Consider the following 12,127-nt stretch of genomic DNA (forward strand, 5'->3'; position numbering starts at 1 on the left):
GCAGGAGGGTAGAAGTCAGCCCGCGCCGAGCATGCGGGTGAACGCGCCGTCGCGGCTCGCCAGCAGGTGGGGTGCGCCGGATTCCACCACCCGGCCGTCGCGGAGCACGACGACGTGGTCCGCGGACATGATCGTGTGCAGGCGATGGGCGGCGATGACGAGAGTCCGCTGTCCGGCCATCCCGGACAACCACTGCTGGACGACCGATTCCGAGATCGGGTCGAGCGCCGCGGTGGCTTCGTCGAGGACGATGACCGCCGGGTCCTGCACCGCGATCCGGGTCAGGTGCACGCGCTGCTGCTCGCCGCCGGACAGTCGCGCGCCGTGCGCGCCCACCACGGTGTTCCAGCCGTCGGGCAGCCGCTCGATGACCTCGTCGAGGCCGGAAAGGCGCGCGGCCGCGTCGAGTTCGGCGTCGGAGGCGTCCGGCTCGGCCAGCCGCACATTATCGGCGATCGACGCGTCGAGCAGGACCGTCTCGGCCAGCACGCCGCCGACCCGCGCGCACAGCCGCGCGAACCCCACCTCGCGCACGTCCACGCCGCCCACCCGCACCGACCCCGCGCTCGGGTCGGCGAAGCGCAGGATCAGCCGGAGCAGCGTGCTCTTGCCTGCCCCGGACTCGCCGACCAAGGCCACAGTCGATCGCGGCGGTATGTCGAGGGAGATGTCGTGCAGCGCGGGTTCCGTGGCCCCGGTGTAACGAAAGCTCACTTTCTCGAGTCGCACGCCGAGGGCGTCGTCGGCGGGCAGCCGGGTGGGCTCGGCGGGCTCGGGCAGCGGTGGGGTGCCGAGGAATTCGGTGGTCCGGTCGATGGTGGACCGGGAGGTGCGCAGCATCCGGGCGGTCGCGGCGACGGTGTCGATCGGTTCGGTGAATCGCAGTGCCATGGTCAGCACCGCGATGAGGAGTACCACCGCGTCGGTGGGCGAGTCGAGCAGTCGCGAGCCGGTGACGGCGATGAGCGCGGCGACGGTCAGATTGACCGCGGTGCCGAAGGCGGCGCGGGCGGCGATCTCGGTGCCGACGCTTACCCGGGAGGTGCGGTCCAGGTCGTCGAGCGCGTCGGTCAGCAGCGTCTTGCCGAGGGTGTCGCGGTGCGCGGTCCGCAGCGTCGACTGGGACTCGGCGAATTCGATGATGCGCGCGGTGGCCTCGACGTCGGCGGCGTGATCGGCCCGCTCCACCCGCTCGAGCGTGCGCGTGGTGACCCGGTGGACTCCATAGAGAACAGGCAGAGCGGCGAGCATGACCAACGCCGCAGGCAGGCTCGCGAAGGCGGCGAACACCAGCACGATCGCCGGGGTGAGCACACCTCGTGCGAGCGCGGCGAGGTTGAGCAGCACATTGCGGGTGCTGCTGATCGCGCCCGGCCACAGCAGGGTGATCAGCTCGGCGTTGTGCCGGGGCGAGAACCAGTCCAGCGGCACCCGGCGCAGGTGCGCGATCTCGAGCTCCTGGATACCCGCCATCGCGTCGAAGGTGGCCCTGGTCGCCTTTCGCGTGGTCCAGGCATTGGCGATCAGTGTGATCGCGGTGGCGATCGCCAGCCCGAGCAGCCACCAGACGGCGGCGGACGACCCGCGCAGAATCGCGGCCAGCGTGGGTAGGGTCAGCCCGACGGTCACGCCCTCGAGCACGGCATAACCCACCGCCCGGACGATCTGATCGCGATACTCGGCGACGGTCTTCGCGTCGAGGACCGACAGCAGATCCTTGATCACGGCCGACCTCCCCGACCCGCCGTGGCGCGCGCGTTGTTCATGGTTGCCCTCCACATGCTCTGATAGGTGCCCGTCGCCGCCACGAGTTCGGTGTGCCCGCCGACCTGGGTGATCCGGCCGGATTCGACCATCACGATCTGATCGGCGGCGGCGATCGAACGCAGATGGTGGGCGATGGAGACCACCGTGCGGTCCCGCGCCACCACGGCCAGCGCCTCGTGGATGGCGGCGGCCGACTCGGGATCGACATTGGCGGTGGGTTCGTCGAGAACGAGCACGGCCGGGTCGGTGACGACGGCGCGGGCCAACGCGAGGCGTTGGCGTTCCCCCGAGGACAAGCCGATGTCGCCGCCCACGACGGTGTCGTAGCCGTCGGGCAGCGCGCGGATCCGCTCGTCGATCCGGGCGATGCGGGCCGCGGCGACCACGTCGTCGAGCGAGGCATCCGGGCGCGCGAGTCGGATGTTGTCGGCCACGGTGGTGCGCAGCAGGATCGCGCGCTGGGGCAGCACGGTGATCCGGCGATTCAGCTCGGCCGGGTCGATCTCGCGAACGTCGACACCGCCCAGGCGCACCGAGCCGGAGCTGACGTCGTGATGACGCGCGATCACCGCCGCGAGCGTGGACTTGCCCGACCCGGACGGGCCGACCACCGCGGTGAAGGAGCCCTCCGGGATGTCGAGCGTGACGTGTTCGAGCACGGTGTCGTCGGCGTAGGCGAAGCGCACGTCCACCAAGGAGATCGTGTTGTCAGCGGGCATGCGTGGCCGTTCGGGCACCGGCAGCGGCGGCTCGGCGAGGAATCCGGCGATGCTGGTGGCGGCGTTGGCGGCCCCGACGACACCCCAGCGCGACAGGGTGATCGCGGCGGGCGCGGCGGCCAGCAGCGGCGCGCCGATGACGAACGGCACCAGATCGGCGGGAGCGAGGGTGCCCGCGCGCAGCAGCGGGTAGCCGATGCCCAGGACCACCAGCAGTGTCAACACCGGGTCGACGAGCGCGCCGACCCTGGTGCCACGGGTCTCCTGCTCGCGATGGGATTCGACGATCACCCGGTGCAGTCGCGCGTGCGCCCTCAGCAATCGGGAGGGGGTGGCGCCCAGCGCCGCCCCGAGTCGCAAGGTGACCGCGTCACGCAGTTCCTCGTGCGCCGCGGCCCGCAGTTCCGCGATGGCCGGTCCCTGCTCGGCGTGGTAGGCCATGGCCCGCTGGTAGATGCCCTGCTGCAGCACGTAATAGGTGGCGGTGGGCACCGCGACGGCGAGCGCGAGACGCCAGTCGATCAGCAGCAGCCACATCCACACCGCGGCCGGTGCCACCGACGCCTGCAGCAACTCCATCCGCCCGTGGGCGACCGCGCTGTGCAGCGTCTCCACCTCGTCGCCGAGCACCGTGAGCGCCTTCTTCGACGCGTCGGAGGTGAACCAGCCCACCGGGAGTCGGGAGATGTGCTCGGCGGCCAGCGCGCGGATGTGTCGGCGGACCCGCAGATCGGCGACATGGGTCAGGTAGTAGGCCAGCGAGGTCGCCAGGAACCCGGCGACGACGGCCACGCAGACGATCGCGATCCCGGTGACGATCGCCGTGCGCGGATCATGGTCGGGGTCCCGATAGGCGTCGTAGGCGGCACGAGCGATGAGCCAGACACCGCCGAGCGTGGCGACGGTCAGCGCCGACGCGGCGATCTGGATGATCGTCGCGGCCCGCAGCAGCATCGTCGCGGGCGCGGTGTAGCGGCGCAGCGCGGTCTTGTCGACCGACGGGACCGCGTCGATCCGTCGCAACCGTGCCGCCGCCGCGCGCGCCGATCCGAGGACAGTGTTGTGCATGGCAGTTCGAGGACCTTGTCTGTGCGGACCGGGTGCGCCGTGGCGATACGGTGGTGCGATGGTTTCCGGGAGCGAGCGACAGTTCTCGCCACGATTGGGGCGGCGACCGACCACATCGGTGGGCGACATCCTCGACGCCGCCGAACGGGTTGGCCTCGACCGACTCACCCGCGCTGCGGTGGCCCGCGATCTCGGTGTCTCCGACGCGACCATCCGCCACCACGTGCAGTCCATCGACCGCCTCTACGCGTTGGCGTGTGCCCGGGTGTTCGACGGCCTTCGCCTCGATGTGCCCGAGGAACCGTCCTGGCAGGGATACCTGCGGGTGTTGGCCGATCGGTTCGCGGAGCTGCTGAAACGGTATCCGGGCCTGGAGGACTACGTGCTGCGCGGACCGTACGAGCGCACGACCCTCGGCGCGTTCGAGCGGATCATCGAGGAACTCATGCGGCGGGACCCACGCCTGGATCGCAAGGCGGCCCACATCCTCGGCTCGCGCCTGCTCACCCTCACCGCCGCCCTGCGGCCGCCGCAACGCAACCGCTATCCGAACGGGAAGTATCCCCGCGCCGAACTGCACGCCGAACAGGTCGCCTGGACCATCGAGGCGTTCCTGATCGGCGCGGATCAGCTCATCACGGCCGGGCGCCTCCCCGAGGCCGTCCCGACGCCGGACGCGGCCTGGACCCATGCGGACGACGATTCTCACCCCTAGAACATAGGACACCCTTACCTATTATTGCTAGGGTGGCAATCGTGTCGCTCCTCTCCCGCCCCAGATCCCTCGGCCTGATCCTGGCCGCCGCCCTCGGCCTGCTGGTCGTCACGGGTTGCTCGTCCGATTCCGATCAGAGCCCCGGCGGCGCCACCGCCGGGGCGTATCCGCTCACCGTCGCCACCGCCACCGGTGACACGACCATCGAGAAGAAGCCGGAACGCGTTGTCACGCTGGGCAATCCGGCCTTCGAGAACGTGCTCGCGCTCGGTGTCGACCCGGTCGGTGCCAGCGTGAACAACATCGAGAAACTGCCCTACCTCGCCGAGTACGCCGGACACGAGGCGATCAACGGCGAACTGGCCGACGTGTACGCCAACGAGATCAACTACGAGGGCATCCTCGCGCTGACCCCCGATCTGATCGTCGCGCCCGCCTGGCCGCAGTTCAAGGACAAGGCCGTGGTCGCCAAACTCGAGCAGATCGCGCCCACCCTGGTGTTCGACATGCAGGACGCCGCCAAGGACTGGCGGGTCGGGGTCCGGCAGGTCGCCCAGGCCTTCGACAAGGTCGACGAGGGGGAGAAACTGATCACCGCCGCCGTCGACGCGTTCTCCACGGTGGGCGCTCGGCATCCCGGTCTCGCGGCGAAGCCGTATTCGTTCGGGCTCTACTACAACTCCGACATCATGCTCGCCTCCGGCGGAAACATCCTGCGCCTGTTCGGCATGCGGCCCGCCACCGACCAGGCCGCGGTGGAGGACGCCGACGCGCGCACCGTCTACTCGGGCGAGACCGCCGGAGACGTCGACGGCGAGCTCGTGCTGCTGCTCCCGTCGCCGCGTACCGCGATCCCGCGGTTGGAAGCCGCACCGGCCTGGGCGGGCAACCTGTCCAAGCGGGTGGTGTGGCTCAGCGACGCGCAGGGCGAGGCGATCAACAACGCGGGCATCCTCGGCAAGACCTGGGCGCCCGGGGATCTCGACGCCACCTTCGCCCGTCTTGGCTGATCGCTACGGCCGCACCACTTCGCAGACCGTCGCTGTCGTCGCACCCCGGCGACAGCGACGGTCTGCCCGTCGTCGGCGAGGTGCCGCGCTGGGTGCGGTGGCGATCCTGTGTCTGCTGGTCAGCGTGAGCCTGTGTGTCGGCGCCCGCGGCATCGCGCCGGACACGGTCCTGGACGCGCTGCGCGGTGTCGGGTCGGGGGAGGACTTCCGGATCGTGCGGGATCTGCGGGTTCCACGCACGGTCGCCGGTGTGGCGGCCGGTCTCGGTCTCGGCGTCGCGGGCGCGATCATCCAGGCGCTGACCCGCAATCCGCTCGCCGATCCGGGACTGCTTGGCGTGAACGCCGGTGCGGCGGTGGCGGTCACGCTCGCCGTCGGCGTCTTCGGATCGACCGCGCCGACGGCGTACGTGTGGTTCGCCCTCGGCGGGGCCGGGCTGATCGCCGCGCTGGTGTACGTCCTCGGATCCGCGGGACGCGGCGTGGATCCGGTGCGGCTCGTCCTGGCAGGCGTCGCGCTGGCCGCGGTCCTCGGCGGCATCGTCACCGCGATCACCCTGCTGAACCCGGACGCGTTCGCGCAGATGCGGGCCTGGAACGCGGGCACGCTGGTGGGTCGCGATCTCGGCGTGCTGCGCGCCACGGCGCCGTTTCTCGGCCTCGGCATCCTGGTCGCACTGCTGCTCGGTCCCGCGCTGAGCGCGCTGGCACTCGGTGACGACGCCGCCGCCGGTCTCGGCGCGTCGGTGCGGCGCACCCGGGCCCTGTCGATCGCCGCCATCACGTTGCTGGCCGGTGCCGCGACCGCGATCGCCGGACCGATCGTGTTCGTCGGGCTCATGATTCCGCACGCGGCACGCTGGCTGGTCGGTACCGATCAGCGCTGGATCCTGCTGCTCAGCGGACTGCTCGCGCCCTCGTTGCTGCTGCTGGCCGACGTCGTCGGGCGGCTGGTGATGCGGCCCGCCGAGGTGCCCGTCGGCATCGTCACCGCGGTGCTGGGCGGCCCGATGCTGATGATGCTGGCGCGTCGACGCACGGCGGTGGGCCGGTGAAATCGGCGGCGCCCCCGCGCATCGGCCCGCGCCGCCGGGCGATTCGGCCTCGGCCGGTCGCGGTGTGCCTGTCGCTCGCCGTCGTCGTGGCCGGAGTCTGCGTGGTGACGCTCGGCACCGGCGACATCACGCTGTCGCCCACCGAGGTGCTGGCGGCACTGCTCGGCGGTGGTGGGCGCACCGATCGGATCGTGGTGCTCGACTGGCGACTCCCACGGGTGCTGGCCGCGCTCACCTTCGGCGCCGCGCTGGCACTGAGCGGCGCGATCTTCCAATCGCTGACCCGTAACCCGCTGGCCAGCCCCGATATCCTCGGGTTCTCCGCGGGTTCCTACACCGGCGCGCTCATCGTCATCATCGTCTTCTCCGGTGGTCACACCGAGGTCGCGGCGGGCGCGTTGCTCGGCGGCCTGCTCGCCGCCGCGCTCGTCTACACGCTCAGCGTCCGATCCGGACTGCGGGGCTTCCGGCTGATCGTGGTCGGCATCGCGCTGGCGGCGAGCCTGGGCGCGCTCAATACCTGGATGGTGTTGCGCGCCGATATCGAGGTCGCCGTGACGGCCGCGGCCTGGGAGGCGGGTTCGCTGAGTACGGTCACCCGGGAGCGGATCGTGCCCGCGATGATCGTGATCGCGGTCCTGCTCGTGGTGCTCCGGCTGCTCGCGCCGCTGCTGCGCCACCTCGAACTCGGCGACGACGCGGCCCGCGCGCTGGGGCTGCGCGTCGAACCGGCCAAACTGGCACTGGTGGTCGTCGGGGTCGCTCTCATCGCGATCGTCACGGCCGTGGCCGGACCGATCGCCTTCGTCGCGCTCGCGGCACCCCACATCGCCCGGCTGCTGGTACGCGGCCACGCCCTGCTGCTGACCGCCACCGCGCTCACCGGCTCGCTGCTGCTCACCGTCGCCGACCTCGCCGCCCAGCACCTGTGGCGGACCCCGCTGCCGGTCGGCGTCGCCACGGTCGTCCTCGGTGGCGGATACCTGGTATGGCTGCTCCTGCACGAGATCTGGAGAACCCGATCATGACCACCGACCGACGCCTGCACGTCGACGCGGCGACCCTGGCCTACGACCGCCGCGTCATCACGCGTGAACTCTCCCTGTCCGTTCCCGACGGCTCGTTCACGGTCATCATCGGCCCGAACGGGTGCGGGAAGTCGACGCTGCTGCGCGCGCTCGCGCGACTGTTGTCCCCCTCCGACGGCGCGGTCCTGCTCGACGGCCGCACCGTCCAGTCCTACCCGGCCAAGGAGTTCGCCCGCACCGTCGGCTTCCTGCCGCAATCCGTCACCTCCCCCGACAACATCACCGTCGCCGATCTGGTGGCCCGCGGCCGCTTTCCACACCAGGGCCCGCTGCACCGCTGGACGCCTCGTGACGAAGACGCGCTCTGGGCGGCCATGGCGGCCACCCGCACCGACGAACTCGCCGATCGACCGGTGGACGAGCTGTCCGGTGGTCAGCGCCAACGGGTCTGGATCGCGATGGCGCTCGCGCAGCAGACCCCGATCCTGCTCCTGGACGAGCCGACGACCTTCCTCGACATCGCCTTCCAGCTCGAGGTCCTCGACCTGCTCCACGAACTACGCGAGCGGGGCCGGACCATCGTGGCCGTGCTGCACGAGCCCAATCACGCCGCCCAGTACGCCTCGCACCTCATCGCCATGGCCGACGGACAGGTCGTCGCCGAGGGCGATCCGCGCACGATCATCACCAGCGAACTCGTCCGCCGCGTCTTCGGAATCGAGAGCACGGTCCTCGACGACCCCGTCACCGGAACCCCGCTCGTGATTCCCCGTGGCCGCCGCGATCGGGCGCTCGAGGCCCAGTAGTTAGTGCACTAACTGTTAGTGTAATAATCATCTGGACGAGGGAGGTGGACATGCGAGAGATCGACGACCCGCTGCGGCTGGACCGGCAGGTGTGCTTCGCGTTGGCGGTGGCCAACCGCTCGGTGCTCGCGGTGTACCGGCCGTTGCTCGATCCGCTGGGACTCACCCATCCGCAATATCTGGTGATGCTCGCGCTGTGGGGTGAGGCGCCGATGTCGGTGAAGGCCGTCGCCGAGTCGATCCAGCTGGACTCGGCCACCCTCTCGCCGCTGCTCAAACGCCTCGAGGCGGCCGGGCTCATCACCCGGCGTCGCGACCCCGGCGACGAGCGCAGCCTGCTCATCGACCTCACCGTCGAAGGTCGCGCGCTGCGCGCCGAAGCGGAGAAGATTCCGCCCGCGGTGGTCGAGCGGCTCGGGGTGAGCCTGGCGGATCTGGAAGAACTGCGTGACGTGCTCGGCCGGGTGAACGCGGCCGCCCGACGCGCGTGCGAGACGAGGGAGACGATATGACCGGCACGACGCCCGGCGCCTGGCAGCGACTGCGCTACGTCTTCGGTGGCACCCTGCCCCCGTCGATGTCGGACTGGGTACTTCAGGACCTCACCGGCCCCGGCGCGACGCGGCGCTACCTGATGCGGTTCCTGTTGCCGGTGCTGCCGGTGCTGTGTCTGTTCCTGCTGACTCCCGGCCCGCTGTGGATCGGGCTGTCGATGATGGCGCTGCTGTACCTGCCGCTGGTGTATTTCACCGTGGCCCTGGTCTACGTGTACCGCAGGCACCGCCTGGTCAGCCATGGTTTCGACCCCGAACTCGCTCGGGCTTCCCAACTCCGCCGCGCCGACGCCGACCGCATCGCCTACGAGAGCCGCCACCAGCGCGGCTGACCCGCGCGCACCGCATCCGCCCACGCGGTCGTCGCAAGGCCCGGGTGCTCGTCGTCGTGCACAACCAGCCTGGCCGCGAACCGCTGTGACAGACCCGCCGTGCGGGTACGGACTATGCTGACGCGTTGACGAGTGGACGGGCGGAGGATCTCCAGGTGGCCGAGGATCGGCGGAGTCGGCGGAGTCGCCGACTGCTGCGGCAGGCGTTCGTCGAACTGATACTCGAGCGCGTGGCGATGTGGCCTCGAAACACGACGATCCCTGCCAGCCGAAACGGTGGGCGGCTACTGTTCTCGGCTCTCGTGTCCGTCGCGGTCACCGCGACGGGAGTGACCGTCGCGGGCGCCACGCCCAACTGGGTCGATTTCTACTCTCCGAGCGCTTCGGCGATCGCGGGCGAGCACGGCTCGGTGATCTGGTCGCGGCCGATCACCGGTGACCCCGCCATTCCCGGCGCGCGCAATGAACTGGTGCTCTACCGGTCGGTCGACGTCGCGGGCAACCCCGTCGCCGTATCGGGGATGGTCGTCGTGCCCGACGGACCGGCCCCCGCCGGTGGCTGGCCGATGATCTCGTGGGCGCACGGCACCACCGGCACCGCCGATGTGTGCGCGCCGAGCCGCGACACCGCCGACGGATTCCCGGCGCACGACTACACCGCCCGCGTCCGAGAGATGCTCGCCCGGTACGTGTCCGCGGGCTATGCCGTCGCCATGACCGACTACCAGGGTCTCGGCGTCGACGGCGCACACGGCTATCTGATCGGCGAGGCCGAGCAGCGGGCCGTCGCCGACATGGCGCTGGCCGCCCGTGAACTGGTTCCCGGGATCGGAACCGAATGGGTCGCGATGGGCCACTCACAGGGTGGTCAGGCGGCCATCTTCGCCGCCGCGCGTTCGCAGGCGTGGGCGCCCCAGCTCGAGTTGCGCGGCGCGGTCGCCATGGCGCCCGCCTCGCATCTGGGCGCTCTGGTTCAGGGACTCGGAGCGGTCAGGAACGTCGGTATCAGCACCGGTCGCGCCCTGCCTCCCGGGCTGCTGGCGTTCCTGCCGCTGATCATCCGTGGCGCCGAAACCACCGGCGAAGTCGACCCGGCCACCTTCCTCACCCCACGCGGTCTCGACCTGCTCGCCCAGGCCGACAACGCCTGCGTCGCCCAGCTACGCGCCACCGACTCCTGGGGCGGTGCCGCTCCCGCTGACGTGTTCGTCGAGAATGCCGACCTACGTCCACTTCAGAAGGTCCTCGACGACAACGACCCGAGCTCACTGAAACCGACTGTGCCGCTGCTGGTTCAGCAGGGCAGCGCTGACACGGTCGTGTTCCCCCTCGCCACCGAGGCCATGCTCGCCGAACAGCGCGTCAAAGGCCAGGCCGTCGACTCCCGGACCTACCAGGGCAGCGATCACCGCGGCGTCCTGGAGGCCGGATTCGACGACGCCCTCGGCTGGATCGACGCCCGCTTCGGGCGCTGAGCCTCAGACCGATTCGATCCGCTGCTGGAGATTGCGCAGCGTGCGGCGAATGTTCTCGCGCTGGAATTCCACGAAGGTGTCACCACCGGTGACGATCCGGTCGAACACCTGCACCGCCGCGTCCGGCCACCGCACCCGATCATCGCGCCACGTCTCGGTGACCCGCGTGCCCCCGCCCTCCGCCTCGAATCGGTACTCCCAGCTCGCGATCCCCCCGCGCAACCACGGCCGCCGAGCCCCGATCGCCTCGACCCGAAACGCGAACCGCACACCCGGCTCCGCCGCCGTCACCACACACCGAGTCACCCACCGAGCGAACCCCCGCTTGTTGAACCCCTCGAATTCCATCCCCACATAGGCCCCCTCCCTCGGCCGCGCGACCTTCGCCCCCCGATTCTCCGGACTCCACCGCCCCATCAACGTCGGATCACTGATCTGCCCATAGACCGTCAACGGATCGACCCCGACACGGACACTGTCGGACACAGACATGATGCGACTCATGACCCGAACATATCCGACAAGAGGGACAGCAAGACGCCCAGCGCCCCGCATTCGATCCGGAAGGACACCAGCTCACGGGTAACGCCGGGTGATTCCACGCGATGGTGTGGGAAACTCTTTCAGCGCTGAGGATCGCCCCCTTGAACCAATTCCCTCGAACACCACCTTCAGGCCGGACATCCGGACAATCCGGCAGGGCGGTGCGAAACCGCAACCCGCGGCACGAGGGGCTCGCCGGATTGTTCTTGATCGGTTTGATCGCGTTCATCATCCATCAACGCGGTGGGGGAACACCCGAGACCGTGACAGTAGTGATCATGGGTGGCGCATGCTATTTCGTCTATTTGCTGTTTCGCGCGTTGCAGCGTCTCGGGGACAGACCCGAGCCGTACACCGCGAGCGCGGTGACGTCACCAGCGATCGGACCGCCCCCGGGCTGGTATGTCGACCCAGGTGGCCGGATGCGATGGCACAACGGACATGGATGGACCGACGTCGTCGCACCACCACCCCCACCGTCTTCCCCGGGCGTGGCGGGCTCAGGGAAGGTCGGGGGCGCGTCAGTTGAAGAGGTCGAGGAGTGAGCCCTCGTTTTCCGAGCCGATGATGCCGACCAGCTTGCTGCTGGCGGAATCCCTCGACCGCGTCCTGGCCGAACGGCGTCATGTGATTGATTCCGGCGTTGTTCACGACGCTGTCGAGCCGACTGAACGCGTCGATGGACGTCCGCACGATCGCCTCCGCTCCGGTGGTCACGCTCTCGTAGTTCGCCACGGCCGTGCCCCCCGCCGCGATGATCTCCGAGACCACGTCGTCGGCGGGGGAGGTGTCGAAACTCTGCCCCGCGGTAGAGGACCCGAAGTCGTTGACCACGACCTATGCTCCCCGCGCGGCCAGCGGCAGCGCGTGTGTGATCGGGGGAGACACCAACCGCCGCCGGTGATGATGGTGACCTTCCCGTCAAAACGCAACATGGTCTCTCGCTGCCGTCCATGCGTGGCGTGGACGACAGGACGCCGGGCGCCTCATCGCGATCCAAAATATGCTTGATAGTGGATGGCATCCACGGCAGCGCTGCGCAAGAGTCCGAGAGGA

12 protein-coding genes are annotated in these 12,127 nt (G+C 70.0%); 9 read left to right on the forward strand and 3 right to left on the reverse strand.

Annotated elements, in window-relative coordinates; genetic code table 11:
- Positions 1-15: 15 nt before the first annotated feature.
- The gene (locus QC180_RS25315; RefSeq protein ID WP_278265316.1) at positions 16-1,725 is read right to left on the reverse strand and encodes an ABC transporter ATP-binding protein; all 1,710 of its coding nucleotides are present in this window, start codon (positions 1,723-1,725) and stop codon (positions 16-18) included.
- Entirely contained in the window at positions 1,722-3,554 is a 1,833-nt protein-coding gene (locus tag QC180_RS25320) for an ABC transporter ATP-binding protein (RefSeq protein WP_278265317.1), read from the reverse strand. The genes QC180_RS25315 and QC180_RS25320 overlap by 4 nt, the downstream gene beginning before the upstream one ends.
- Before the next feature lie 58 nt (positions 3,555-3,612).
- Here QC180_RS25320 and QC180_RS25325 point away from each other — a divergent pair, with 58 nt between their 5' ends.
- From QC180_RS25325 to QC180_RS25360, 8 genes are all read left to right on the forward strand, one after another.
- Positions 3,613-4,269 (forward strand): TetR/AcrR family transcriptional regulator, encoded by a 657-nt coding sequence (locus tag QC180_RS25325; protein ID WP_278265318.1) that lies wholly within the window; start codon positions 3,613-3,615, stop codon positions 4,267-4,269.
- A 32-nt stretch (positions 4,270-4,301) separates the two neighbouring features.
- The gene (locus tag QC180_RS25330; RefSeq protein WP_278265319.1) at positions 4,302-5,279 is read left to right on the forward strand and encodes an ABC transporter substrate-binding protein; all 978 of its coding nucleotides are present in this window, start codon (positions 4,302-4,304) and stop codon (positions 5,277-5,279) included.
- Positions 5,280-5,376: 97 nt separating this feature from the next.
- Entirely contained in the window at positions 5,377-6,333 is a 957-nt protein-coding gene (locus QC180_RS25335; protein WP_278265320.1) for an iron chelate uptake ABC transporter family permease subunit, read from the forward strand.
- The gene (locus tag QC180_RS25340) at positions 6,330-7,361 is read left to right on the forward strand and encodes a FecCD family ABC transporter permease (protein ID WP_278265321.1); all 1,032 of its coding nucleotides are present in this window, start codon (positions 6,330-6,332) and stop codon (positions 7,359-7,361) included. The genes QC180_RS25335 and QC180_RS25340 overlap by 4 nt, the downstream gene beginning before the upstream one ends.
- Positions 7,358-8,167 (forward strand): ABC transporter ATP-binding protein, encoded by an 810-nt coding sequence (locus QC180_RS25345; RefSeq protein WP_278265322.1) that lies wholly within the window; start codon positions 7,358-7,360, stop codon positions 8,165-8,167. Before QC180_RS25340 ends, QC180_RS25345 begins: the two co-directional genes overlap by 4 nt.
- A 50-nt stretch (positions 8,168-8,217) precedes the next feature.
- Entirely contained in the window at positions 8,218-8,679 is a 462-nt protein-coding gene (locus QC180_RS25350) for a MarR family winged helix-turn-helix transcriptional regulator (protein WP_278265323.1), read from the forward strand.
- A complete protein-coding gene (locus tag QC180_RS25355) occupies positions 8,676-9,053 on the forward strand; it encodes a DUF5313 family protein (RefSeq protein ID WP_278265324.1) in 378 nt (125 codons plus the stop codon). Before QC180_RS25350 ends, QC180_RS25355 begins: the two co-directional genes overlap by 4 nt.
- Positions 9,054-9,355: 302 nt before the next feature.
- Complete coding sequence (locus tag QC180_RS25360; protein WP_278265325.1) at positions 9,356-10,528, forward strand: lipase family protein; 1,173 nt, start codon at positions 9,356-9,358, stop codon at positions 10,526-10,528.
- A gap of 3 nt (positions 10,529-10,531) precedes the next feature.
- Here the strand turns inward: QC180_RS25360 and QC180_RS25365 are convergent, their stop codons facing one another.
- Entirely contained in the window at positions 10,532-11,083 is a 552-nt protein-coding gene (locus QC180_RS25365) for an SRPBCC family protein (protein WP_347567354.1), read from the reverse strand.
- A gap of 266 nt (positions 11,084-11,349) precedes the next feature.
- Between QC180_RS25365 and QC180_RS30430 the strand changes: the two genes are divergently transcribed.
- Positions 11,350-11,616 (forward strand): DUF2510 domain-containing protein, encoded by a 267-nt coding sequence (locus QC180_RS30430; protein WP_474646537.1) that lies wholly within the window; start codon positions 11,350-11,352, stop codon positions 11,614-11,616.
- Positions 11,617-12,127: the final 511 nt, after the last annotated feature.

This window comes from Nocardia anocheti (genome assembly GCF_029675105.1).
Classification (GTDB): Bacteria; Actinomycetota; Actinomycetes; order Mycobacteriales; family Mycobacteriaceae; genus Nocardia.

What these genes read in the sequence shown, in the direction of transcription:
- QC180_RS25365 (WP_347567354.1), bottom strand. Translation starts at nt 11,083, where the DNA reads ATGCGGGGCGCTGGGCGTCTTGCTGTCCCTCTTGTCGGATATGTTCGG.
- QC180_RS25325 (WP_278265318.1), top strand. Translation starts at nt 3,613, where the DNA reads ATGGTTTCCGGGAGCGAGCGACAGTTCTCGCCACGATTGGGGCGGCGA.
- QC180_RS30430 (WP_474646537.1), top strand. Translation starts at nt 11,350, where the DNA reads ATGGGTGGCGCATGCTATTTCGTCTATTTGCTGTTTCGCGCGTTGCAG.
- QC180_RS25345 (WP_278265322.1), top strand. Translation starts at nt 7,358, where the DNA reads ATGACCACCGACCGACGCCTGCACGTCGACGCGGCGACCCTGGCCTAC.
- QC180_RS25320 (WP_278265317.1), bottom strand. Translation starts at nt 3,554, where the DNA reads ATGCACAACACTGTCCTCGGATCGGCGCGCGCGGCGGCGGCACGGTTG.
- QC180_RS25355 (WP_278265324.1), top strand. Translation starts at nt 8,676, where the DNA reads ATGACCGGCACGACGCCCGGCGCCTGGCAGCGACTGCGCTACGTCTTC.
- QC180_RS25350 (WP_278265323.1), top strand. Translation starts at nt 8,218, where the DNA reads ATGCGAGAGATCGACGACCCGCTGCGGCTGGACCGGCAGGTGTGCTTC.